This window comes from Vibrio sp. RM-69-4 (assembly GCF_024743775.1).
GTDB lineage: Bacteria > Pseudomonadota > Gammaproteobacteria > Enterobacterales > Vibrionaceae > Vibrio > Vibrio anguillarum.
On sequence record NZ_JAMQXI010000036.1, the window covers coordinates 84186 to 108720 of the forward strand.

Below are 24535 nucleotides of genomic sequence, written 5' to 3' on the forward strand. Positions count from 1 at the left end.
TCCTCAATTTTCCCATATTCTCCCATAATTCAATTTATGTATTAAAGCTTAGAGAAAACGCTCAGCAATGGATGACCAAATATTAACGCTTAAGGAAGTGGCTGCTTACTTGAAGCTTGCAGAGAAAACGGCGTATCGACTTGCGAGTGAAGGCAAGTTGCCAGGCTTTAAAGTCGGTGGTTCTTGGCGCTTCAAAAAAGACGACTTAGAAAAATGGATAGAGAGCCAAAAGCATGCTTAACAATATCACGCCATATCACGCGAAATACTTCGCTCATGAGCTTTCCATTCTTCATGCTAACAACGGTGTTGATAGATTGTCGCAGTCGCTATTTGACGCCAGCGTTGACCTGAACCCACACCAGATTGAAGCCGCACTTTTTGTCATTGAAAATCCGCTCAGCAAAGGTGTTGTACTTGCTGATGAAGTAGGTTTGGGTAAAACAATTGAAGCTGGATTAGTCCTTTGTCAATACTGGGCTGAACGTAAACGGAAATTGTTAATCATCTGCCCTGCGTCATTGAGACGCCAGTGGGCCTGTGAATTGTTAGAAAAATTCAATCTGCCATCTCAAGTTATTGATGCAAAAACATTTAACCAGCTGCAAAGGGAAGGTATCTATAACCCGCTCAATAACAAGCAAATCGTCATCATGTCTTACCATTATGCGGCTAGATTAGAAGATAAACTTGTTGCTGAAATGTGGGATTTGGTCGTGATTGATGAAGCCCACAAGCTAAGGAATGCACATCGTGAAAGTAATAAAATGGGTCAAGCTCTTAAACGTGCTTTAGATGGCCGTAAGAAACTGTTACTGACTGCCACGCCATTACAAAATTCTTTAATGGAACTTTATGGCATGTCTACATTAATTGACGAGCATGCTTTTGGCGATCAAAAAGCATTCCGAAAACAATTTATGCAGGCGGATAGCGACCCTTTGGAGTTGAAAGAACGTTTGTCTGGGTTTGTAAAGCGAACGCTGCGTAAAAACGTGCTTGAATACATTAAGTACACTGAGCGAAAGGCTATAACGATACCTTTTTACCCTAGTGAACAAGAGCAAGATTTGTACGAACGCGTGCAATTATTGCTTGAACGAGAAGACAGTTATGCACTACCGAAGAGACATCGACATCTGACAGGATTGATCCTGAGAAAACTTTTGTCTTCAAGTACAAAGGCAGTGCTTAACAACTTGCAGATCCTTAAGTATCGATTGGAAAAGTTAGCGAGTGACGGGGAAGATGACAGTGCAATCGACATCGTCCAACAAATCATTACAGACGACGATTTGGAGGATGATTTTGTTGATGAACTTGATAGTACATCTGAAGCGCAAGAGAAAAAACCAATAGATTTTTCTGCTCTTCATGCTGAAATCTCAGAACTGGAAATCTTGATCAAAAAAGCAGAGCAAATCGGGGTTGATACCAAATCAAAAGAGCTACTTGTTGGTTTAGAAAAAGGATTTGTACAACTCGCTGAAATGGGCGCTGCCAAAAAAGTCATCATCTTCACCGAGTCAATGCGTACCCAGCAGTACTTAGCTGAATTTCTCGAAAACAATGGTTATGCCGATAAAGTCGTTACTTTTAGTGGCACCAACAACACGCCGCAAGCGAACAAAATTTACCAACAGTGGAAAGAGCAGTATCAAGGGTCATCACGTGTTACAGGATCTGCGCAAATTGATAAACGTTCTGCGCTAATAGACCATTTTAAAGAACATGCAGAAATTATGATTGCGACAGAGGCGGCGGCTGAAGGTGTTAACCTTCAGTTTTGCTCTCTGTTAATCAATTACGATTTGCCTTGGAACCCGCAGCGTGTAGAACAGCGGATTGGCCGTTGTCACCGATATGGTCAAAAGTTTGATGTCGTTGTCGTTAACTTCCTCAATCAACGAAACCAGGCAGATCAGCGAGTACTCGAACTGCTAACAGAAAAGTTTAATCTATTTGATGGTGTGTTTGGTGCATCAGATAGCGTATTAGGCAGTATCGAGAGCGGTGTAGACTTTGAAAAAAGAATTCAATCTATCTATGACTCATGTCGCTCGTCTGATGAAATTGAGGCTGCATTCTCGTTGCTACAAAAAGAGCTTGAAGAGGAAATTAGCGTCAAAATGCAAAGGACCCAAGAAAAGTTACTTGAGCACTTTGATGAAGATATCCACGATATTCTAAAGATCAAACTTGACGAAGCGAGAGAGCGCCTAGACAAAGTGGGACGGTGGTTTTGGGCTGTAACGCATCAACAATTAAAAGATTGCGCCAGTTTTGACCACGAAAATTATCGATTTACGCTACAGAAATCAGTCAAGCAGCTGCCAGTAGGTCACTATCAATTACTGAGAAAAGCAGGTAGTGAGAACAGCGAGTTGCAAGTTCAAGATCAACATCGCCATGCTTACCGCATTAATCATCCACTTGGTGAATATGTAATTGATAATGCTAAATCGATAGAAACTAAACGAGCACTGCTGTCGTTCGACTACACCAATCATGCAACAAAGATATCCGTTGCTAAAAAGTTAAAGGGTCAGTCAGGGTGGTTAACGTTGAGTGTTCTTGGAGTTGATGCATTCAACAGGCAAGAGTTTTTGCTTTTTACAGCTAAAACAGACAGTGGTCAACTTATTGATAATGATGCTTGTAAAAGGCTGTTTAATTTAGGGGCGATTGTAGGCCGAAGTGAGAACGGCAACGAGAAAAATACCCTACCTTCTGAGCTTATTGAACTGAAAAAACGGCAAATTGACGCCAAGCTGGCTGAAGTTATGGACGAAAATAATGCATTGTTTGAAGTTGAAAGAGACAAATTAGAGAAGTGGGCTGAAGACAAAGTGTTCGCAGCAGAGGAAGCGCTGCGAGATACGAAGGCACAAATTAAGTCAGTAAAGAGAGAGTCTAGGCACGCTCTAACAGTTGAAGAGCAAAAGCAAAATCAAGAGAAGCTCAAGCAACTGGAACGACTACAAAAACGCCAGCGAATGGAGATATTTGATATTGAAGACGAAATTGCTGATAAGCGTGATGAACTAATCGCTGCTTTAGAAGAGCGCATGAAGCAAAGAACTGAAGTGACAGAGTTGTTCACAATTCGTTGGCAAGTAATTTAATTTTATAAGAGAAGACTATGAGCAAGTACAACGAGCTAGTTAAAAAGCTAAAAGAGATTTTTCAGATTGACCGTCCAGAGTTGGACTTTGGCATTTAGCGTATCCTCAATTCGCGTGCTGACGAGATAAATGACTACCTAGACAATAAGCTTAAATCAAAAATACAAACTGCATTGGCTGATGCAGGAAATGCGAATAAAGCTGATCTTGAGCAGCAACTTCAAGCTGTAATAAAAGCGACAACGGAAGCGGGGTTTGAGCCAGATCAAAGCCCAAAAGTTCAGGCGTTGAAAAAGCAAATAGCTGAAACTGCAACAGGTGCTAGCGAGCATGAAAATGCCGTTTTCTCACATCTGCTGACCTTTTTTTCTCGTTATTACGATAACGGTGACTTTATCAGTAAGCGCCGCTACAAAGGTGATACTTATGCTATCCCCTATGCTGGTGAAGAAGTCATGCTGCATTGGGCCAATAAGGACCAGTATTACATTAAAAGCGGCGAGAACTTTGCCAACTATGCTTTCAAACTCGTTGATGGTCGTAAGGTAAGCTTCAAACTGCTGTCGGCAGATACCGCCAAGGATAATCGCAAAGATAACGATGCTGACCGTCGCTTTGTTCTCATTGAACCCCATACTCGCACCAAATTGGACGAGGATGGAGAAGAGTTTGAACTGTCTTATCAACCTGTTGAAGTTGTAAAATCGACAGAAATTATTAACGGTGAATCAGTTGAAACTGAAGAATTAGTGATTCATTTCGAATATAAAGCGATGAAAAAAGGCACCAAGCAAGATGCCTTAGTACAAACCGCGATCGCTACTATTTTATCAGATAGCCAAGTACAACAGTATTGGGCGGATCTTGCCAAACGAGCGCCAACCGAGAGTAACCCAAACCGCACAGAGCTTGAACGCCACCTTACTACCTACACTCAGCGTAATACGGCAGATTACTTTATTCATAAAGATCTCGGCGGATTCTTAACCAATGAGCTGGATTTTTACATCAAGAATGAAGTAATGAATCTGGATAATGTTCAAAATGCGGAAGTGTTTGCGAATATCGAAAAGCAATTGCGAATGATTCAATGTTTGCGAGCGGTTGCCCAAGAGTTAGTTACCTTCTTGGCCCAAATAGAGAATTTCCAGAAAAAACTGTGGAATAAGAGGAAGTTCATTGTTGAATCAAATTATTGCCTTACTTTAGACCTTATCCCAGAGTCATTTTACGATGCAATTATAAAAAATCAAAAACAAGTCTATGAATGGCAAAAGCTTTATGCCATTCAGGATTTTGAAGGTTATAGCCAAAACCTAACGATAGATTTTTTGCGCAAATACAAGTTTCTGGTTATTGATACCGCTAATTTTGACTCTTCATTCAAAGATGAAATATTGCGGTCTTTTGATGATATTGATGAAAAATGCAACGGAGTTCTATTGCATACTGATAATTATCATGGGTTGAGATTGATTCAGAGTAAATTTGCTGACAAAGTTAAATGCGTCTATCTTGATCCACCATATAACACTGACGTCAGCGCAATTCCGTATAAAAATAACTATCGCCATTCATCATGGGCGACGATGATGAATGATCGATTGGCGCTTGTTCAGCGAACAATGGCTCCTGCTTCTGCTTGCTATGTGAGTATTGATAAAAATGAAAGAGATTCTCTCATTGGAGCAATGAATGAAGCTTTTGGTAAAGAAAATAAAGTCGAAGAGCTAATTTGGATCCAAAACACTAATGATGGTCGAGCCAAAACATTCTCTACCAACCATGAATATATTGAAGTTTTTACCAAGGATCTTAGGGCCGCTGAAGAAGATTACTCATTGTTTCGCGAGCCGAAGCCTGGATTTGAACAAGTTATGCTTTTAGTTGCTGAGTTAAACCCTGATTATCCATCTGTCAACGACATAGAAGTAAAGCTACGAGCACTTTACAAAGATAATAAACAGTCATTTAAAAAAAGAATCGAGGCTGAAGGTTTAAACTATTCCGAAGAAAAAAGAAACGATCCATGGAACGGCGTTTATCAGTATAAATTCGCGGAATATCGTGATCAAGAAGGCCGCTTTGTTGAAGAAGGGCAAGCTAAAGTTGTTGGTGCTAAAATTTGGGTTTTTCGTGAAAGTGATTGGACTATCATGGAGGCAGATCAAAAGCAGTCTGGTACAACAAAAGACCCTGAGCATCCTAACTATCGTTATTATCGACCTAATCATCCAACCACGGGCAAGCCAGTTGCAATGCCTTCCCGTGGTTGGAAGGGGACTCAGCACATCGATCCAAAATATCCCAAGCGCAATTCCTGGGAATCATTAATGAATGATCATCGTATAGCTTGTGGTGCTAATGAAAATAAAGTACCACAGCAAAAGCGCTTTTTGCATGAAGTGGAAACAAATGTAGCAAAGAGTATTATTGTTGATTATTCCGACGGTGAGAAGGAAACCACCAATCTTTTCGGTAAAAAAGGTGTGTTTCTAGCGCCAAAACACACTAACTTTGTTGGTAAGTTTGTGCGTCAAGCAACCAGTGAAAAAAGCTGGGTGCTCGATATTTTTGGCGGTTCAGGAAGTACAGCTGGCGCAGTTATTGAGTGTAATCGGACTGATGAGCTTGGTCGTAAATTTGTTTTGATGGAAACCAATACTTATATTGATTCCACAATTTTGCCTCGTATTAAGAAAACCGTATTTGCTTCTAAGTGGCGTAATGGCAAGCCTGAGACTTATGATGGTCTTTCACTTTGCCTTAAATTCCAACGGCTAGAAAGCTATGAGGATATATTAAATAATCTGGAGCTGAAAAAGCCAAAGCTTGACCTATTTGCTAGTAATTCTGCGTTGAATGATGATTACTTGCTGAATTATATGCTTAATGTAGAGACAAAAGACTCTCTTCTTTCAACCGATCATTTTGTAAAGCCATTTGAATACAGAATGAAAATTGCTGTTGATTCGGCAGGGGCTTATGAAGAGAGGAATGTCGATCTAGTCGAAACCTTTAACTATTTAATTGGCTTACATATTAAGTCGATTGAATCGAATATCGAGCGTGGGTTTGTTCGTGTTGAAGGGACTTTACCAAGTGGTGAACGTACCCTTATTTTGTGGCGAGATTGCGACAAAATTGGTTATGAAAAACTCAATGATTACGCTAACCGCTTTGATCTGTATGCGAAAGAGCAGACCTTTGATGTGATTTACATTAACGGCGACCACAATTTGCCAACGGCATATACTGTTGACGGCGATGGCGGTGAAGTGCTGCGTAGCTTGAAACTCCGTCAAATTGAGCCGGAATTCCTGAGCCTGATGTTTGCTGAGGAGATTTAAGCATGGCCCGTTCTCCACAAAAAGCTGCGTCTACTGGCAAAGCAGTAAAAAAGCAAAGCAGCAGTAAATTAAGCTTCCATAAACAACTGGTGCTTAACCGTTTTATGTTTCGCTTTTTCAAAGATGGGACTTTGCAAGGTTTAAAACTACGTTTAGGCGAAGACCGTTTTGAAGGCATTCATGAGGATGGACAAAGCTTGTTCTTCCATGAGTTGAGTAACTATCTCTTTGAGGTCGATTTAATCGACCTTGATGAGCTGCGTCGCTACGACTTGAACATTGTTAAGCATTGGCAACAGATCACGCAGCACCGTAACCGTAAAGAAGATACGGTACTGAATATGAAGTATTTCCAGTACTTGTCTCTCTTGTTTACAGAGATTTATCTCGACTGGCACTTCAACCGAAAACAAGAGCTACTGAATGGGCTGAATCGTGAGCTTGAAGCTTACAATGTAGAAAACGGTACAACAGCAAAAGACAGGGTTAATCAGTTTAGACAGTATATTTTGGATGATTTGAACAAGCTGGCATTTTGGAATGCGACGGGTTCAGGTAAGACGTTGTTATTACACGTCAATATTTTGCAGTATTTGCACTATTTTCAAAATGGTAATACCAGCCATTACCCTGACAAGATCATTCTGTTGACACCGGATGAGCGCTTGTCACAGCAGCATATGAATGAACTGTATGATTCAGGTTTTTCTCATATTCAGTTGTTTGATAAATCTAAACCAACACCGTTCAGAGGCACGATTGAAGTTATTGATATCAATAAACTTGCAGATGACATGGGCGACAAAACGGTAGCGGTTGAAGCTTTTGAAGGTAAAAACCTTGTGCTAATTGACGAAGGCCATAAAGGTACAGGTACTGCTGCTGGTGCTTGGATGCGCCGCCGTGACAAGTTGACCCGCGATGGCTTTGCGTTCGAGTACTCAGCTACGTTTGGTCAATCTGTCTCATCTGGAAATACTGTAGAAGCAGTTGAAAACGATATTAAAAAGAAAAAAGCCAAAATGCTGTTTGAAACGACAGCTTTGGGTAAGTTGACTGAAGAGCAGTTGGCACAATTGGAATTAGATACTGAGGAACAGCGTGACGCTCGCATTCAAGCAACACGCGAAGTGTATGGCAAATCAGTGCTATTTGATTACTCGTACAAATTTTTCTACGAGGATGGTTATGGGAAAGAGTCGTTAATCTTAAACTTTAACCCAGAGCAGGATAAGCAAGATAAGCGGCGTTATGAGTACTTCACCGCGTGTTTGCTTAGTTTTTACCAGCAGCAATATTTGTTCAATAAGCACAAAGATAAGCTTGCTGAGTTTAGTATAGAAAAGCCATTGTGGGTGTTTGTGGGTAACACTGTTGGCGGTGAAGATTCTGATATTCATGCCGTGTTGCGCTTTCTAGCTTGGTTTTTGAACAATGAAGCACAAGCTAAAGCTTGGATAAAAGATCTGGTGGATAACAAAGCGAGGATTCTCGATACCAAAGACAGAAATATTTTTGAGAAGCGTTTTATAGCTTTGATGAATGGCCCTGAAGATATCTACGCTGATATTCTTGCCAAGTTATTCAACACAACTCATTCAGGTCAGCGCCTCAGGGTTTTGAATCTAATTGGTAGCAAAGGCGAGCTTGCTCTTCAAGTTGGCGAAGCTGCGCCATTTGGTTTGATTAACATTGGTGATTCACCATCGCTCTATGCCATGTGTGAAGCGGATGAGAGCTTCGATTATCAACGTGATGATTTTGCTAAAACCTTGTTTCACACTCTGAATGACAAAGACTCGAAACTGCATATCTTGATTGGTTCTCGTAAGTTTACCGAAGGCTGGAGTAGTTGGCGTGTATCAACTATGGGCTTATTGAATATGGGTCGGGGAGAAGGTTCGCAGATCATTCAGCTGTTTGGCCGTGGTGTACGCTTAAAAGGTCGTGACTACTCGCTAAAACGCAGCACGCCGGGGCAACGGCCAAAAGGGATTCATTTAGAAAAGCTAGAAACCTTAAATATTTTTGGTGTCCGTGCCGATTACATGGCGACGTTCAAGCAGTATCTCGAAGACGAGGGGATTACTCCTAGTGATGAAATATTAGAGCTGAATTTTGAAACGCGTCCTAACTTACCGGCAACCAAGTTGAAAACGCTAAAATTGAAAGATGGGTATAAAGATAATCAGAAGCACGGCTTTAAGCGTGTTCATTTTCCTGAGTTATATCAAGTTCCTGCTGAGTTCGAAGGGAAAATTAAACTTCCTCATGTGAAGTTAGACCTGTATCCAAAGCTTGAATCCATTGATACAAATAGAAAAGGCGACAACACGCCCGTCAATGTTCGATTTGAAGGTAAACTCGATTATAAAGTAATTTCTGCATTCGACTTTGAGCGCTTATACCTTGCAGTTCAGGATTATAAATTGCAGCGAGGCTGGTCGAATCTTCGTCTTGATAAGCAACGGTTAATGGATTTTTGTTTAGGGAATAGTGGTTTTTCAAACAAGTGGTACACACTGCTTATTCCGAAATCAGAGCTAGACATCAAGCAATTTTCTGATGTTAAGAAGCAAGAAGATATTATGTTGCGCCTGTTGCTTGACTATACAGAGCGATTTTATAACGCGTTGAAAAATGCTTACGAAGGTCAGTTCTATCAGGTAACGCAAGTGCAGGAAGACGACCCAGGCATGATCAAAATGTATCATTTTGAAATTGAAGAATCGGATGACGGCTTAGATTATGCCCAGCGACTAGAGCAATTGCAGGAAATCGTTGCTAAAGGGGATATTGGCAAAGCTAAAGAATGGAATGCTCCAGGAATGGTAGCTGTGACTTTTGACAAGCATTTGTACTATCCACTTCTCTCGATTGAAAAAAATGCTGACTTGCCCTTAAAAATGCGACCTATGGCATTTGATGCGCCAAGTGAAATTACTTTCATTCAAGATTTAGAGGCGTTTATTGAAACACCAAGAGGCCAGGAAATCATCGGTGATAAGAGCTTATATCTTCTACGTAACGCTGATACAAAATCAAAAGGATTAGGTTTTGCGACTGCGGGGAATTTTTATCCTGATTTTCTATTATGGCTAGTGGATGATAAAACGGGTAAGCAATGGCTTAGCCTTATTGATCCCAAAGGTATTCGAAACCTGAATTTAGATGACGCTAAGTTTGGTCTCTATAAAGAGATCAAAACGTTGGAACGCAAACTTAACGATGAAAGTCTGTCTCTCAGCGCGTTCGTTGTATCTTCTACGGAACATCGTGACCTCTTAAACGTGAGTGAGCAGCAAGATCTTTTGGAAGAGAGAAACATCCTGTTCATGGATGACAACACGTATCTTGAAAAAATGTTTTTGAGGATGCTTGCATTCAGTCATATATCTGTTGATGACATGTCAGAAGAACAGTTAGCGAACTTGCTGCTAGCCAAGGTCAAATGGGCTGAGAGGTCGACATCAACTCGTTCTAAGTCGCTTCACGTTATGCATGACTCGGTGCAGTTTATACAGTGTTTGACGGTAAATGGTTCTGATGGAAGTGGTGGGGCAAGCTATCAAAAACTACCAGGATTTATGAAGATACTGAAGAATGTAGTATCAGTTGACGGTGATTTCTCTATTGGTATTCTTTCGGAGGTCCTCTGTCTAGGCGCAATTGTTAGAGCATTAGAAACGGTTTTAACCAAGGAAATCAAACTTTCATCTGATGATGCTCTGGTTCTGCTAGGCTTTCCAAAACAAATGAAGCGTAATGCACGCGAGTTATTAGATGAGATTGAGAAGCTGTGCAGAACATACGGTCGCACTAGATTGGATGAAGAAAGCGTCCAATCGATCCTATGTAATTTACAACAACATGATGTTGTAAAGAAAGTCTCGAACGAAGAAGGTACTTGGGAGCTAAACGAACGATTCTCAATAAGTCCTTTCTAGTGACTATGTTCCTTCCTGTAACGATACAAAGGTCTCTGTTAATAGATTCCTTTGTATCGAACTTGCAGGCAGTTATAGCCAATGCTTAGGGACTTCTAAATCAAAGCTCTTCGCTGCATACTCAAGCATCGTGAGAATCTCACGGTGCTTTTTTTCATCATAGGGCTGGCCGTTTTGCTTTTGCTGAACAATGACTTTGAGCTCTACGAGGTTAAACATGCCCAGCTTGTAGAAGTTTCCCCAACTTGGTATGCCAAATAAGTTGTATATTGTCTCTGTACTGTCACGCTCACTGGCAAGGCGTTTGGGCTCATCGATTTTGGCAAGTGCTGCTTCGCCTTCATCTTTGGTGTCGTAAGTGTTGAGTAACTTCATGATTATTGACCTATTATTTTTAGTTGCTTATTTCCTGTTACAGAGAGGCTGCCTTTGGCAGCCTCTTCTATATGCCCGCTCCACCAGCACATCATTGGCTTTCTGCGCTCAAAGTAGTCAGTGCGGTTATAGGCACTGCGGACCTGGTTATCGTCCACGTGAGCCAATGCCGCTTCAACTAAGTCAGGATCAAAGCCTTGCTCGTTGAGTGTAGTACTTGCCAGTGAGCGCAAACCGTGGCTAACTAGCCTTCCAGCAAAACCCATACGTTTTAATGCCATGTTAGCCGTTTGGCTGTTGCAGGGCTTTTTCGGGTCTCTATCCGACGGAAAAACAAAATTGCGATGACCACTTATCGGCTTCATCACTTCCAATAGCGCTAGCATCTGCTCTGTGAGCGGTATGCGGTGCTCTCTTCTTTTTTTCATTCTCTCGGCTGGAATGGTCCAGACTTTCTCTTCCCATTCAATTTCATCCCATCTAGCGCCAGCGGCTTCAGAAGGGCGCGTCATGGTGTGTAATTGCCATTCTAATAAGCAACGAGTTGTGCGTTTAATACTTGCATTAGCTATTGCCCCCATTAGCTCTGGCAATTCATGTGGTGCTAATGCGGCCATATTCTCTTTTTTAGGCTTTTTGAAAGCGGCACGAATACCAGTAAGTGGGTTTGCTAGGATAAGGCCGCAGTTAGTGGCAAAGTTCATCACATCATTCAAACGCTGAGATAGGCGTTTGACGGTTTCTAAGCTACCTTTGGCTTCAATCGGTTTGAGTAGCTCGATGATTTCCGGAGCCGTGATCGCTTTTATCGGTTTATTGGCGATGTGCGGGAAGATATGCAGTTCCAATGAACGCCAGATATCGATCGCGTAATCGGGAGTGACATCATGCTGTTTGATGGCAAACCAATCTTTCGTGACGTTCTCAAAGGTGTGCTCATGGATCTCTTTATGAACTTGTTGTTGGCGTTTTCGATCGTCTTGTGGATCGATGCCTTGTGCGATCAGCTCTTTGGCAGAAAGTAAGCTTTTTCTTGCTTGTAAAAGGGAGATGTCTGGGTACATCCCAAAGCTTAAGTTAGCTCGTTTACCGTTTGTGGGGCGATAGTAGTTGAAGATCCACTGCTTTGAACCGTTAGGTTTGATTCTAAGTCGCAAGCCATCACCATCGAAAAGATTATATTCTTTCTCTCTAGGTTTGGAGGCTTTGATCTCTTTATCTGTCAGCTTTACTGTGTTTTTTGCCATGATGGGTACACCAGATTAACACGATAAAATCAGTGTACCTTGTAGTGTACCTAAAAATCAAAGCTACTATGAAATCGCATTGGACGTCGTTGGATGCTAAGTTGTTGATTTTGCTTTATTGCGCGCAAGAAAAAAGACGCCCTAGGACGTCTTTAAACTATGATTTGGTGGAGCTGGCGGGATTTGAACCCGCGTCCGAAAATCATTCATCATTGGTACTACATGCTTATTCGATCTTTAATTTCACCATCAAACTGCGAACCGACACGCTATCTAATGGCTATCCTGAATTAGTTTTAATGCTTTGTCTCTCAGGCTGGAGACGCGGCACGAGCTTGTTTGGTTTTGACTCTCTGTTGTTCCCCGTCTTACGAGCGGAAGCTAGGGCAGAAAGGCTCTTGGCAGGTTATTAAGCTGCTAGTGCGTAGTTTTCGTCGTTTGCGACTATTTTTTTGCGGCTTTTAACGTGGCAAACCGCCCCACGGCATGCACCTCAGACTGCAAAATTCCCGTCGAATCCAGAATCAGCCCCAAGTGTGTTGACGCATACTACCAGAAAACCTTTGTCTGTCTAGCTTTCTGCGTCTAAGTGGTCAAGATTAACGCAATGAGCTCTTCATTACGCGTGCTTTCTCTCTTGCCCAATCTTTTTCTTTTAAATCATCACGTTTGTCATGCAGTTTTTTACCTTTCGCTACACCAATTTTGATTTTCACCCAAGAGCGAGACCAATACAGTGATAGTGCGATAAGTGTCATGCCTTCACGGTTGATGCGTCCATAAAGGTTGTCCAGTTCACGGCGGCTGATTAACAGCTTGCGCACGCGAGTTGGGTTGGCAACCACGTGAGTGGATGCTTGCTGCAGTGGCGTTATTGTCATTCCGGAAACAAAGGCTTCTCCGTCTCGCATGAAAACGTAGCTTTCTGCGATATTCGCTTTGCCTTGACGAAGAGATTTGACTTCCCAGCCTTGGAGCTCCATGCCAGCTTCTACTTCATCTTCGATAAAGTATTCGTGGCGAGCTTTTTTATTTACAGCAATGGTATTGCTACCTGCTTTTGAGTTTGATTTTTTCTTTACCATAGTGGCGGCATTATACGGTTTGGTTTGAGCTTAGGAAATCCTTTTATTTGCGTAGGATAAGAATAAAAGTAAAATTGTTACACACCAGACTCTTTCGGTGGTGATGAGGAGAGAATATGAAGCAAGTCAGTCGTTCTGCTTTAGTGTCTTTTAGTGCAGAACAAATGTTTAATCTCGTGAATGACGTTGCTCGTTATCCTGAATTTTTGCCAGGTTGTTCTGGTTCTCGCGTTATTGAATCTTCCGATTTGTCGATGGTGGCTTCGGTGGATGTTTCAAAGGCAGGGATAAGTAAGACGTTCACAACGTCGAATGTGTTGGTGGCCAGTGAAGCTATTTTGATGAATTTGGTCGATGGTCCTTTTAAGGCTTTAAAAGGCGGTTGGTATTTTACTGCACTTGATGAACAGGCCTGCAAGGTTGAACTTAAACTGGAGTTTGAATTTTCGAGCAAAATGGTGGAATTGGCTTTTGGCAAGATATTCAATGAATTGACTAGTAATATGGTTAACGCATTTACCAAACGAGCGAAACAGGTGTATCAGTAATGAGTATTGAATCTGAGATGATCCATGTTGAGGTAGTATATGCATTGCCTCATGAGCAAAGAGTACTGAATTTGGTGGTAGACAAAAACTCAACCGTCGAAACGATAATTCAACAGTCCGGTGTGCTTGAGCTCTACCCAGAGATTGATTTATCAAAAAATAAGGTCGGGATTTTTAGTCGTAACGTTAAGCTAGATTCGACGGTCAGAGACCGTGATCGCATTGAAATTTATCGTCCGTTATTGGCCGATCCTAAAGAGATCCGTCGCAAGAGAGCCGAGCAGGCAAAAGCGCAACAGTAAACGTTGCTGCGGTATTGGGTGCAAGATAAAGGGCTCGTTATGAGCCCTGTCCGTTAGTGTCACTCATTGTGAGGTGCACTTTGGGTATCATTTGTTTGAACGTGTTTTCGTTCAGTTTACGCCTTCAAAAAACCGTTCGCTAGGAGGGTAGTCGCCACTGATTTCCATCAAAGCACCTGCGGTATTAAATGTCGCAATCAGGTTTTTCTGTATCGATTCTTTGTGGCCTTCCGTGTGGTGATAAATGTAATACCAAGTATCGGGATAACCGTTTTCAATAAGCATCGGCGACCCCATGACAAACCTAACCTGTTCTTTGCTCATACCGAACTTGAGTTGATCGACGGCTTGCTGTTCAACGTAGTTGCCTTGGTTAATATCAATACGATAAACGAGTTTTTCTAATAAAGAGCATCCAGTCAGCATTGTCATTGCTAAAGGGACTGCGATTAACCACTTTTTTAACTGCATATTCAAAATTCTTTGCCAATAGGTCGTAAAACTGGACTGATAATAAACAAGCTCGCAGCAGAAGTAAAAAATAGACTGAGCTACGAGCTAGTTGAGACTGCAAATTTTGAGTTTGGTTGCAAACCTAAAAAGAAAAATGTCAGCTTAGGCGGCGATCAGCAGTTCTTTCGCATTAGCAAGGGTAGATTCGGTGATTTGGCTACCCCCTAAAAGGCGAGCAAGTTCAGCGACGCGTTGTTCATTGTCTAACCGTTTCATTTGTGTTTCTGTCTTTCCTGCTTTGGCTTGCTTGCTGACAAACAGTTGTTGGTGCCCGCAACCTGCCACTTGTGGTAAGTGAGTCACACACAGTACTTGAGTTGATTCGCCTAATGTCCTTAACATTTTTCCGACCACCGCAGCAGTTGGCCCACTGATACCGACATCGACCTCATCAAAAATAAGGCTAGGAGTGTCTACTTTTTGAGCGGTGATCACTTGGATTGCTAGAGATATCCGTGACAGTTCTCCGCCTGACGCGACTTTAGCGATAGGCTGCAGCGGTTGACCTGGGTTGGTCGAGACTAAGAAGGTTACGGTGTCAAAACCCAGTGGTGATGGATGCGTTGTTTCATGATTAACTTCGATGCAGAACTTGGCTTTTTCCATGCTCAGTTCGTGCATGCTATTGGTGATTAATTTATCCAGCTCTTTCGCGTAACGGCTACGAGACTTATGCAGTTTGTCGGCACAGGTTGCAAACTGCTGATACTGTTTGGCAACGTTACTTTCCAGTTCTTGTAATTTATCTTCAGAGCAGTCAAGTTGCGCTATTTGTTTGAGCAGATCTTGGTGGTGGTGGTAAAGCGTTTCAGGAGCGATGTAGTGCTTGCGCGATATGGACATCACTTTAGAGTAACGTTCTTCTACATAAGCCATACGTTCAGGATCGACATCGATACTGTCCAGATAGTTTCGCAATTCACTGTTGGCTTCTTCGAGTTGGATGATGGCTTCAGCCACCATGTTGGGTAAGGTGGCAAGTTTTTCATCTAACTCGGCCAGTTCAAGCAAGGCGTGGTTGGCTGACTGCAGCAAACTTAGCGCATTGACTTCTTGCCCCTCATAAATAAGTTCAATGGCTTGCTGGCAAGTGGTAGCAAGCTCGCCACTGTTGGCTAAACGTCTGTGCTCTTGTTCGAGTTCGGTGAACTCTTCTTCACCAATCGCCAATTCATTGAGTTCTTTGATTTGATATTCCAGCAGTTGAACTTGAGCTTGGTTTTGTTGACTATTTTCTTTGAGTTGATTGAGCTGGTTATCTGCTTGACGCCACATTTGGTAGGCTAAGCGTGTCTCTTTGACAAGATTCACGTGACCTGCGTATTGGTCCAGCATGCTCATTTGATACTCACTTTTCATCAGTTGATGATGGGCGTGTTGACCGTGGATGTTGATCAGTAATTGACCTAGAGCTTTGAGTTGTGAAAGAGGCACAGGGCTGCCATTGATGAAGGCACGAGAGCGGCCATCTTTGGTGATGATTCGGCGTAAAATACACTCTTTTTGGTCGAGCAAGTCATTGTCTTCCAACCAGCGCGTGGCGTTGAGGTTATTGTCCAAAATAAAGGCGGCGCTGACTTCGGTTTTTTCTTCACCCTGCCTGACCATTCCTGCTTCCGCACGGCCACCAAGACATAAACTGAGCGCGTCAATTGCAATGGATTTACCCGCACCGGTTTCGCCAGTAATGGTAGTCATTCCTTTGGAAAGCTCTAACTGCAATGATTTAACAATAGCAAAATTATTCACACTTAAATGAGCCAGCATTTCTGTACCTATATAATCAAATAACACTGTATAAGTGAACAGTATAAACTGTTTTTTTATACAGTAAAGATGCCTGTCAGAAAACTATGAGTATTGTAAACTGCGCTGAGTTTAGTGCATGCGACAGGAAGTGATTTATGTTGCTTGATAGCTCTGGCTTTCTAGTGAATTTTACTTCATTCGATGGGGTTAATTAGTTTTGAATTGATTATTAAATGCTCATTAAATAGTTTGACGAGGTTCACAAAAAATCCCGCTAAATTTATAGATTTTGTTTTGCTCGATTTAGAAGGAAATAGCGCGCCAATTAGGCGCGCTTTAGTTAGCGATTATTCAACTTCCTTTAGACGGGCTGTGAAGTGGCGTAGCACCTGTGGCTCGTAGGTGAAATCGAGTCCCTTCACGTTGTGGGCATTCTCTTTTACTTTCCCAAATGCTTCGATAACGAAGTCCATATGCGTTTGAGTGTAAGTAGCACGAGGAATGGTTAGGCGTAACAACTCAGCAGGACAAGGGTGTTGTTTACCCGTTGCAGGATCACGGCCTAATAGTAACGAACCGATTTCCACCGCGCGGATACCTGCGACTTTGTAGAGTTCACAGGCCAAAGCATGAGCTGGGAATTGATGCGAAGGGATATGAGGTAATAGTTTGCCTGCATCAACGAATGCTGCGTGGCCGCCAGCCTGCTGACACACAACCCCAATGGCTTCTAGGCCATCAACAAGGTACTGAACCTGGCCGATACGGTACTCTAGCCAGTCTTGACGCATGCCATCGTATAGACCGACAGCAAGACGCTCCATTGCACCACCTTCAAGACCACCATAAGTAGGGAAACCTTCTTGAATCACACAAAGCGTGCGGCATTCCGTGTAAGTGTCCATCATCGATTCATCTTTGAAACACAGCAGACCACCCATTTGAACCATTGCATCTTTTTTAGCAGACATGGCTAAACCATCTGCGTATTTATAGGTTTCACGAGTGATTTCTTCGATAGTCCAATTTTGATAACCCGGTTCGCGTTGCTGAATAAAGTAAGCATTCTCAGCAAAACGCGCAGAGTCCATGATGACAGGAATATCGTAGCGTTGAGCAATCTCGTATACCGCTTTTAAGTTAGCGATAGAGACAGGCTGACCACCGGCAGAGTTACAAGTAATCGTGCTGACAATGTAAGGTACGTTCGCAGGCCCTGCTTCTTCAATCGCCATTTCCAGTTTCGCGATATCAAAGTTACCTTTGAAATCTGCATTGACAGATGTATCGAACGCATCTTCGGTATAGACGTTTTTCGCCACACAGCAGTTAACCTGAGTGTGACCTTGAGTGGTGTCGAAGAAGTAGTTAGACAGCGCCACCATTTTTGAACGATCGAGGCCTTTTTCTTGCTCACGCTTTTTAATTAGAACAGGAATATAGATTTGCTCTGCACCACGGCCTTGGTGAGTTGGGATAGTTAACTCATAACCGAAGATATCTTTCACCGCATTCGCCAGCGCATAGTAGCTGCGGCTGCCACTGTAAGCTTCGTCACCCATGAGCATTGCTGCTTGCATTCTTTGAGTAATAGAGCCTGTGCCGCTGTCAGTGAGAAGGTCAATAAATACATCGTCACTATCGATAAGGAATGGGTTCATACCCGCTTTAAGGATGGCCTCTTCGCGATATTCACGTGTTGTACGTTTTACTGGTTCAACAACACGAATGCGGAAGGGTTCTGGTAAGTGTTTAAAGTTTTCCATGATAATACCTTTGAATAATTTAATTTTCGTCAGGCGATATTAGTCAACACCCTTTATATATTTAGAGTGAAAAATATCGCGCCAAATAATTAGCGATAAAATTCGAGTGAAATAAATCTATTTGAGAATAACCAAGCAACAACTTTAAATTAATAAAGATGAATGCAAGTATCGAAAAGCGATATAAATAGATTTAGTGTTGATGCTGATTGTTTAATGGATTCGAAAGAATGCAGAAACAACCAAGCAGGCTAGGCGTGTGCAAAAGATGGTAAAATTGAGATTTGATAGTCGTGCGTGTACCAAGCTAGGGAGCTTGACCATAACTTATCTTGAATTTTTAGATTTTTACTCATATCTAAATCCGTGGTGAGTTATAGCTGGTTGACTGATGGAACGATTCTTAACCAAGTTGATTAGTAAGTAAATTGATAGAAATAATAATTGTGATCGAAGTCCTTAACTTGAATATGGAATAAATCATGGCTCACAAATAATCAGCTATAGGATAAGTAAATTTATGATGGAAAATAAATAGAAATTTTAAAACCCATTAAATATTAATGATTCCCTGTAAAAAAGACCTCGATATTATTAATCGAGGTCGACAGTCAATAGAAGGTGAAGAGGTTGGTTTAAAACAATTTACTCGACCAACCCAGTTTCTTTCTTAGCACGTGATAGTAGCTGTAATCTTTAGGATGAATGAGCTTTAGAATATTTGGGCTTTGGTAAATATGCACTTCATCACCGGGGGAAACCGGTAGGGATACTTGTCCATCGCAGCTAACTTCCTGTGTTCCGCGATTATCAGGCGAAACCAGCAGTTTTATCTGGCGGTTGCCATCCACAACTAAGGGGCGGCTTGAAAGGGTATGCGGGAACATGGGAACCAGTGTAATGGCGTTTAAACTGGGGGATAAAATCGGCCCGCCGCCAGAAAGTGAATAAGCGGTAGAGCCCGTTGGGGTAGAAACGATAAGGCCATCAGAGCGTTGAGAAAAAGCGAAGCTATTATCTATATAGACTTCAAATTCAATCATATGTGCAATTTTGCCGGGGTGTAATACGGCTTCATTAAGCGCTGCATTATGGCTTTTGACTTGCCCGTGACGATGAATTTCTGTTTCCAGTAAGAAGCGTTGTTCTTCTAAATATTCGCCATTGAGTACAGCAAGTAGCCTTGGTTGAAAATCTTCTGGGTTGAGATCGGTCAAAAATCCTAAATTGCCACGATTCACCCCAATCACGGAAATGTCGAAGCGTGATAATACGCGTGCGGCACCGAGCATATTGCCATCGCCCCCAACCACAACCGCAAGGTCTGCTTTTTTGCCGATTTCAAGCAGGCTAGCGAAATGTTCCGCAGGTACACCTTCCAATATTTCGCTGAGACGATCATCAATAAAGACCGGATATCCCATTGAAGTTAGCCATTGATAAAGCTCTTTATGTGTTTGAATGGCTTGTTGATCTCTTGGTTTTCCAATGATAGCGATCACTTCAAATGGTTTTTTCATAAATTTTCCAAACTAATTAGGCTTGAATCAGGATTGTTCATCCCCATAATAAGGGCAAGTTATGCCTTTGTGCGAATTTTTGTGTGCTTAACTTTTTGAACTGTGGAGGTTAAGCGCAAAATAGTTGGATTCTGGAGATATCATGAACAACGAAGAAAACAAAATCAAAGAAGAAAACAAAATCAAAGAAGAAGAACTACAGCAAGAAGTAGTGGGTCAAGAAGCTGAAGTCGTTGGTACTGACGCGGATATCGATTGGAACGAACAAGTTGAAGTCGATGAGAAAGAGTCCCAAATTGCGCAATTAGAAGCGGCGCTACTGTCGAGCGAAGCAAAAATTCAAGAGCAAAAAGACTCGGTGCTAAGAGCGAAAGCGGAAGTTGAAAATATGCGCCGCCGTTCAGAGCAAGAGATCGATAAAGCGCGTAAATATGCGTTGAGCCGTTTTGCTGAAGAGTTGTTGCCAGTGTTAGACAACCTAGAGCGCACGATTCAAGCTGCTGACGCTGAGAACGAAGTAGTGAAACCGCTGGTGGAAGGTGTGGAACTGACGCACAAAACTTTCATTGGCGTAGTTGAAAAGTTTGGCCTGAAAGAGATTAATCCTGAAGGCGAAACATTCAACCCAGAATTGCACCAAGCAATGTCAATTCAAGAGAGCCCAGATCATGAACCTAACACTGTGATGTTTGTGATGCAAAAGGGCTATGAGTTGAATGGCCGAGTGATTCGCCCTGCGATGGTCATGGTATCAAAGTAAAGAGTTGCGAAATAAGCCAAATGCTTTATTGGCGTTAATTTATTCAGTGCCAAAGAGAGGTGTACGTCGCCTCTCTTTTTTATGTCGAAATCGATTAATGCTGAGATAGAAACCTTCATTAAGTGGTTTCGGGATTGAAAAAGTCGTTATTTACGCTGTTTAGTCGAAATATCATAACTTTTTTCAATTTTGCCCTTGAAAAGGTGCTGAGTGACCTTATTTATTGGGCATACGAGAAACGAACATCCTTGTTTAGTTTGTGAGTAAGGGTTGAAACCCTGTTCTCCCTCCCCCACATAGGGGGTAGCATAAAACAAAAATAGAATTTATTTGGAGATAGCCTGATGGGTAAAATCATTGGTATTGACTTAGGTACTACTAACTCTTGTGTTGCTGTTTTAGATGGCGACAAACCTCGCGTTATTGAAAACGCTGAAGGTGAACGTACAACTGCATCGGTAATTGCATATACAGATGGTGAGACGCTAGTAGGTCAGCCTGCAAAACGTCAAGCGGTAACAAACCCAACCAATACGCTATTTGCAATTAAGCGTTTGATCGGTCGTCGTTTTGAAGACGAAGAAGTTCAACGTGATATTGAAATCATGCCTTACAAAATCGTGAAGGCTGATAATGGCGATGCTTGGGTTGAAGCAAGAGGCCAAAAAATGGCCGCTCCTCAAGTTTCAGCTGAAGTTCTGAAGAAAATGAAGAAAACAGCTGAAGATTTTCTTGGTGAGCCAGTTACTGGTGCCGTTATTACGGTTCCTGCATACTTTAACGATGCACAACGTCAAGCAACGAAAGATGCAGGTCGTATTGCAGGCCTTGAAGTAAAACGTATCATCAACGAACCAACAGCGGCTGCACTTGCTTATGGTTTGGACAAACAAGGTGGCGATCGCGTTATCGCGGTATACGACCTTGGTGGTGGTACATTTGATATTTCAATCATCGAGATCGATGAAGTTGAAGGCGAGAAAACATTCGAAGTTCTAGCAACTAACGGTGACACACACCTTGGTGGTGAAGACTTTGATAACCGCATGATCAACTATCTCGTTGATGAGTTTAAAAAAGAGCAAGGCATCAACCTAAAAACTGATCCACTTGCGATGCAGCGTCTAAAAGAAGCCGCAGAAAAAGCGAAGATTGAGTTGTCATCAGCGCAACAAACAGATGTGAACTTGCCTTACATCACCGCTGATGCTGCTGGTCCTAAGCACATGAACGTGAAAGTGACACGTGCGAAACTAGAATCTCTAGTGGAAGACCTTGTTCAGCGTTCGCTTGAGCCACTAAAAGTGGCGCTGGCTGATGCAGACTTGTCTGTCGGCGACATCACTGACGTTATCCTAGTGGGTGGTCAGACTCGTATGCCTATGGTTCAGAAGAAAGTGGCTGAATTCTTTGGCAAAGAAGCGCGTAAAGATGTTAACCCAGATGAAGCGGTTGCTGTTGGTGCGGCCATTCAAGGTGGTGTGCTTGCGGGTGAAGTAAAAGACGTACTGCTACTTGACGTAACGCCTCTGTCTCTCGGTATCGAGACAATGGGTGGCGTGATGACTAAGTTGGTTGAGAAAAACACAACGATTCCAACTAAAGCGAATCAAGTATTCTCTACCGCTGAAGACAACCAAAACGCAGTAACGATCCATGTTCTACAAGGTGAGCGTAAGCAAGCCATGTACAACAAATCGCTAGGTCAATTTAACCTAGAAGGTATTCAAGCTGCACCACGTGGCATGCCACAAATTGAAGTTGTGTTTGACTTGGATGCGGATGGTATCTTGCACGTGTCTGCGAAAGATAAACAAACAGGCAAAGAACAGAAGATCACTATCCAAGCGTCTGGCGGTTTGAGCGATGCTGAAATCGAGAAAATGGTCCAAGAAGCTGAAGCAAACAAAGAAGCGGACAAAAAGTTCGAAGAGTTAGCGACAGCACGTAACCAAGCGGACCAAATGATTCACGGTACTCGTAAGCAAATTGAAGAAGCGGGTGATGCTCTTCCTGCTGACGATAAAGTGAAGATTGAAGCGGCCATTACTGAGCTTGAAGAAGCGAAGAAAGGTGAAGACAAAGAAGCGATCGACGCTAAAGTTCAAGCGCTTATGGCTGCTGCTCAAAAACTGATGGAGATCGCTCAGCAAAAAGCTCAAGCACAACAAGCGGGTGAAGGCCAACAACAGTCTGCAGAAGACGATGTCGTTGACGCTGAGTTTGAAGAAGTCAAAGAAGACAAAAAGTAATTGATTGAGTTCCCTCCTTTTAAGCGGGGAGGGCTAGGGTTGGGTGGCTCGCGAGTTTAACCCACCCTAACTTCTCTAAGAGAAGAATGAAATCAACGGTATGATGCGGGCGTTTGGGGTAACTCTTACGCCCGTATGTCTGTAATTAATGAAAACTCATTGGTGTCCATCTAACTAACAGTGTCTTTTTAGTTTGAATTCACTAGAATCTAGAGCCATTAGTTAGGTCGATATAAACACCAAGCGGCAGCGTGTCGTTTGCGGTAACAAATTGGTGACGAAGAAGATGTCAAAACGTGATTTTTACGAAGTATTAGGCGTAGGCCGAGATGCCTCTGAGCGCGATATTAAAAAGGCGTACAAGCGCCTAGCAATGAAGTTTCACCCTGATAGAAACCAAGGGGATGACAGCGCTTCGGACAAGTTTAAAGAAGTAAAAGAAGCGTATGAAATTTTAACCGATTCGCAAAAGAAAGCGGCTTATGATCAGTACGGTCATGCTGCTTTTGAACAAGGCGGAATGGGCGGTGGCGGCTTTGGTGGCGGCAGTGCTGATTTTGGCGATATCTTCGGTGATGTCTTTGGTGACATTTTCGGTGGTGGTCGTCGGGGCGGTGGTCAAGCGCGTGCACAACGTGGTGCTGACTTGCGTTACAACATGGAACTGTCTTTAGAAGAGGCCGTTCGTGGTTGTTCAAAAGAGATTGAAGTGCCAACACTGGTCCATTGTGATTCTTGTGAAGGTACTGGCGCGAAGAAAGGCTCGTCTGCGCAAACGTGTGGAACCTGTCATGGTCACGGCCAAGTACAGATGCGCCAAGGATTTTTTGCTGTACAGCAAACCTGTCCGACTTGCCATGGTAAAGGTAAGATCATTAAAGACCCATGTAACGTGTGTCATGGACAGGGGCGTAAGCAAAAAACCAAAACGCTTAATGTTAAAATTCCAGCCGGTGTGGATACGGGCGATCGCATTCGTTTATCTGGCGAAGGTGAAGCGGGAGAAATGGGCGCTCCAGCGGGGGATTTGTACGTACAAGTTCACGTCAAAGAGCACCACATTTTTGAACGCGATGGTAACAACTTATACTGTGAAGTCCCTGTAAGTTTTGCTATGGCTGCACTTGGCGGTGAAGTTGAAGTTCCAACACTCGATGGTCGTGTAAACTTGAAAGTGCCAGAAGAGACGCAAACAGGGCGCATGTTCCGTATGCGTGGTAAAGGTGTGAAAGGCGTACGCGGTGGAGCGATCGGTGATTTGGTTGTCAAACTCGTGGTTGAAACACCAGTGAAACTGAGCGCGCGTCAAAAAGAACTATTACGTGAATTTGAAGAAACTTGCGGTGGTGAAGCGGCAAATAAGCATAAGCCTAAATCTGAAGGTTTCTTTAATGGCGTGAAAAAGTTCTTCGATGATTTAACCAGCTAATTCACTGTTGAATTATTATCTATCCAATAAGGCCTGCAATGCAGGCCTTATTCGTTCCAGATACAGGATGACTTTGTCCTCCCCTCACAAACTGAACATTTGTGGTGTTCTATTTCCAACATGCGCTTGGGGCTGATTCGTTGGTTGATTTCAATGTCATGGCCTTATCGCTGGTTAGACATTCATCCTGGTCTTGGCCTCTGGTGCTCTGCGCCGTCGCGGTGATGGTGTAGCTACTGGTTGCGGAGCTGGCGACTGAAAACTGATAGCGTTCAGCATCGCTTTCACAGATGACGCAATTTCCCCCTGAAATGATCCCACTCCAGTCATAACCCTTATCGTAGTGATGCTCCAGTTCCAGTTGAATTCTCCCCATATCGGCGAGAGCGGTGGTTCGGTGTCCTTTTAAAACGTGCTTGGTATAACTTGGATAAGCGATTGCAGACAGTACGCCAATAATCACAACCGCAATCAATAATTCGATCAATGTCATCCCGAACGACCGCCGGTTGTGGTTGTTGCATTTAGAATTTCGAATCATCACGTGGAGTTCCTTGTTGATTTACC

17 protein-coding genes and 1 other RNA gene are annotated in these 24535 nt (G+C 42.8%); 9 read left to right on the forward strand and 9 right to left on the reverse strand.

Going from position 1 to position 24535, the window contains the following annotated elements; all coding sequences use genetic code 11:
• Positions 1–67 precede the first annotated feature (67 nt).
• From NB504_RS04705 to NB504_RS04720, 4 genes are all read left to right on the forward strand, one after another.
• Positions 68–241: a methylation-associated defense system helix-turn-helix domain-containing protein MAD1 gene (locus NB504_RS04705; RefSeq protein ID WP_031777608.1), complete on the forward strand. Its 174-nt coding sequence runs from the start codon at positions 68–70 to the stop codon at positions 239–241.
• Positions 234–3125 carry an SNF2-related protein gene (locus tag NB504_RS04710; protein WP_258428393.1) on the forward strand — a complete coding sequence of 964 codons (2892 nt, stop codon included), beginning with the start codon at positions 234–236 and terminating at the stop codon, positions 3123–3125. Before NB504_RS04705 ends, NB504_RS04710 begins: the two co-directional genes overlap by 8 nt.
• A gap of 173 nt (positions 3126–3298) precedes the next feature.
• The gene (locus tag NB504_RS04715; RefSeq protein ID WP_258428394.1) at positions 3299–6475 is read left to right on the forward strand and encodes a DNA methyltransferase; all 3177 of its coding nucleotides are present in this window, start codon (positions 3299–3301) and stop codon (positions 6473–6475) included.
• A gap of 341 nt (positions 6476–6816) precedes the next feature.
• On the forward strand, positions 6817–10422 hold the full coding sequence (locus NB504_RS04720; protein WP_258428395.1) for a DEAD/DEAH box helicase family protein: 3606 nt from the start codon (positions 6817–6819) through the stop codon (positions 10420–10422).
• A 72-nt stretch (positions 10423–10494) separates the two neighbouring features.
• On the opposite strand, the gene NB504_RS04725 is transcribed toward NB504_RS04720, so the two are convergent.
• The 4 genes from NB504_RS04725 to smpB all read right to left on the reverse strand — a co-directional run bounded on the left by NB504_RS04725 (position 10495) and on the right by smpB (position 13129).
• Positions 10495–10797, reverse strand: a complete 303-nt coding sequence (locus NB504_RS04725; RefSeq protein WP_176313180.1) for a hypothetical protein — start codon at positions 10795–10797, stop codon at positions 10495–10497.
• A gap of 2 nt (positions 10798–10799) precedes the next feature.
• The gene (locus tag NB504_RS04730; RefSeq protein ID WP_176313179.1) at positions 10800–12044 is read right to left on the reverse strand and encodes an integrase domain-containing protein; all 1245 of its coding nucleotides are present in this window, start codon (positions 12042–12044) and stop codon (positions 10800–10802) included.
• Between the two features lie 165 nt (positions 12045–12209).
• Positions 12210–12576: a transfer-messenger RNA gene (gene ssrA / locus NB504_RS04735) on the reverse strand.
• A 67-nt stretch (positions 12577–12643) separates the two neighbouring features.
• The gene (smpB, locus tag NB504_RS04740; protein ID WP_013857439.1) at positions 12644–13129 is read right to left on the reverse strand and encodes an SsrA-binding protein SmpB; all 486 of its coding nucleotides are present in this window, start codon (positions 13127–13129) and stop codon (positions 12644–12646) included.
• A gap of 116 nt (positions 13130–13245) precedes the next feature.
• On the opposite strand from smpB, the gene NB504_RS04745 reads away from it, so the two are divergent.
• Entirely contained in the window at positions 13246–13677 is a 432-nt protein-coding gene (locus NB504_RS04745) for an SRPBCC family protein (protein WP_013857438.1), read from the forward strand.
• The gene (locus tag NB504_RS04750) at positions 13677–13979 is read left to right on the forward strand and encodes an RnfH family protein (RefSeq protein ID WP_010319507.1); all 303 of its coding nucleotides are present in this window, start codon (positions 13677–13679) and stop codon (positions 13977–13979) included. Before NB504_RS04745 ends, NB504_RS04750 begins: the two co-directional genes overlap by 1 nt.
• Before the next feature lie 111 nt (positions 13980–14090).
• Here the strand turns inward: NB504_RS04750 and bamE are convergent, their stop codons facing one another.
• The 4 genes from bamE to nadK form a co-directional block, all read right to left on the reverse strand.
• Positions 14091–14450 carry an outer membrane protein assembly factor BamE gene (gene bamE / locus NB504_RS04755; RefSeq protein ID WP_026027472.1) on the reverse strand — a complete coding sequence of 120 codons (360 nt, stop codon included), beginning with the start codon at positions 14448–14450 and terminating at the stop codon, positions 14091–14093.
• A 144-nt stretch (positions 14451–14594) separates the two neighbouring features.
• Positions 14595–16259 carry a DNA repair protein RecN gene (gene recN, locus NB504_RS04760; protein ID WP_029388392.1) on the reverse strand — a complete coding sequence of 555 codons (1665 nt, stop codon included), beginning with the start codon at positions 16257–16259 and terminating at the stop codon, positions 14595–14597.
• A gap of 329 nt (positions 16260–16588) precedes the next feature.
• The gene (gene tnaA, locus NB504_RS04765; protein ID WP_017043367.1) at positions 16589–18007 is read right to left on the reverse strand and encodes a tryptophanase; all 1419 of its coding nucleotides are present in this window, start codon (positions 18005–18007) and stop codon (positions 16589–16591) included.
• Between the two features lie 635 nt (positions 18008–18642).
• Complete coding sequence (gene nadK, locus NB504_RS04770; protein ID WP_013857433.1) at positions 18643–19527, reverse strand: NAD(+) kinase; 885 nt, start codon at positions 19525–19527, stop codon at positions 18643–18645.
• A gap of 142 nt (positions 19528–19669) precedes the next feature.
• Between nadK and grpE the strand changes: the two genes are divergently transcribed.
• The 3 genes from grpE to dnaJ all read left to right on the forward strand — a co-directional run bounded on the left by grpE (position 19670) and on the right by dnaJ (position 23968).
• Positions 19670–20287: a nucleotide exchange factor GrpE gene (gene grpE, locus NB504_RS04775; RefSeq protein ID WP_258428397.1), complete on the forward strand. Its 618-nt coding sequence runs from the start codon at positions 19670–19672 to the stop codon at positions 20285–20287.
• A gap of 344 nt (positions 20288–20631) precedes the next feature.
• Positions 20632–22539, forward strand: a complete 1908-nt coding sequence (gene dnaK / locus NB504_RS04780; RefSeq protein ID WP_013857431.1) for a molecular chaperone DnaK — start codon at positions 20632–20634, stop codon at positions 22537–22539.
• 286 nt (positions 22540–22825) lie between these two features.
• Positions 22826–23968 carry a molecular chaperone DnaJ gene (gene dnaJ / locus NB504_RS04785; protein ID WP_026027474.1) on the forward strand — a complete coding sequence of 381 codons (1143 nt, stop codon included), beginning with the start codon at positions 22826–22828 and terminating at the stop codon, positions 23966–23968.
• A 109-nt stretch (positions 23969–24077) separates the two neighbouring features.
• Here the strand turns inward: dnaJ and NB504_RS04790 are convergent, their stop codons facing one another.
• Positions 24078–24509, reverse strand: coding sequence for a type IV pilin protein (locus NB504_RS04790; RefSeq protein WP_258428398.1), 432 nt, complete (start codon positions 24507–24509; stop codon positions 24078–24080).
• Positions 24510–24535 lie beyond the last annotated feature (26 nt).

Excerpts from the sequence above, each read along its gene's own strand:
- nadK (WP_013857433.1), bottom strand. The coding sequence starts at position 19,527 with ATGAAAAAACCATTTGAAGTGATCGCTATCATTGGAAAACCAAGAGAT.
- NB504_RS04710 (WP_258428393.1), top strand. The coding sequence starts at position 234 with ATGCTTAACAATATCACGCCATATCACGCGAAATACTTCGCTCATGAG.
- NB504_RS04745 (WP_013857438.1), top strand. The coding sequence starts at position 13,246 with ATGAAGCAAGTCAGTCGTTCTGCTTTAGTGTCTTTTAGTGCAGAACAA.
- NB504_RS04720 (WP_258428395.1), top strand. The coding sequence starts at position 6,817 with ATGAAGTATTTCCAGTACTTGTCTCTCTTGTTTACAGAGATTTATCTC.
- recN (WP_029388392.1), bottom strand. The coding sequence starts at position 16,259 with ATGCTGGCTCATTTAAGTGTGAATAATTTTGCTATTGTTAAATCATTG.
- NB504_RS04705 (WP_031777608.1), top strand. The coding sequence starts at position 68 with ATGGATGACCAAATATTAACGCTTAAGGAAGTGGCTGCTTACTTGAAG.
- dnaJ (WP_026027474.1), top strand. The coding sequence starts at position 22,826 with ATGTCAAAACGTGATTTTTACGAAGTATTAGGCGTAGGCCGAGATGCC.
- NB504_RS04790 (WP_258428398.1), bottom strand. The coding sequence starts at position 24,509 with ATGATTCGAAATTCTAAATGCAACAACCACAACCGGCGGTCGTTCGGG.
- dnaK (WP_013857431.1), top strand. The coding sequence starts at position 20,632 with ATGGGTAAAATCATTGGTATTGACTTAGGTACTACTAACTCTTGTGTT.
- NB504_RS04750 (WP_010319507.1), top strand. The coding sequence starts at position 13,677 with ATGAGTATTGAATCTGAGATGATCCATGTTGAGGTAGTATATGCATTG.
- smpB (WP_013857439.1), bottom strand. The coding sequence starts at position 13,129 with ATGGTAAAGAAAAAATCAAACTCAAAAGCAGGTAGCAATACCATTGCT.
- NB504_RS04730 (WP_176313179.1), bottom strand. The coding sequence starts at position 12,044 with ATGGCAAAAAACACAGTAAAGCTGACAGATAAAGAGATCAAAGCCTCC.
- bamE (WP_026027472.1), bottom strand. The coding sequence starts at position 14,450 with ATGCAGTTAAAAAAGTGGTTAATCGCAGTCCCTTTAGCAATGACAATG.
- NB504_RS04725 (WP_176313180.1), bottom strand. The coding sequence starts at position 10,797 with ATGAAGTTACTCAACACTTACGACACCAAAGATGAAGGCGAAGCAGCA.
- grpE (WP_258428397.1), top strand. The coding sequence starts at position 19,670 with ATGAACAACGAAGAAAACAAAATCAAAGAAGAAAACAAAATCAAAGAA.
- tnaA (WP_017043367.1), bottom strand. The coding sequence starts at position 18,007 with ATGGAAAACTTTAAACACTTACCAGAACCCTTCCGCATTCGTGTTGTT.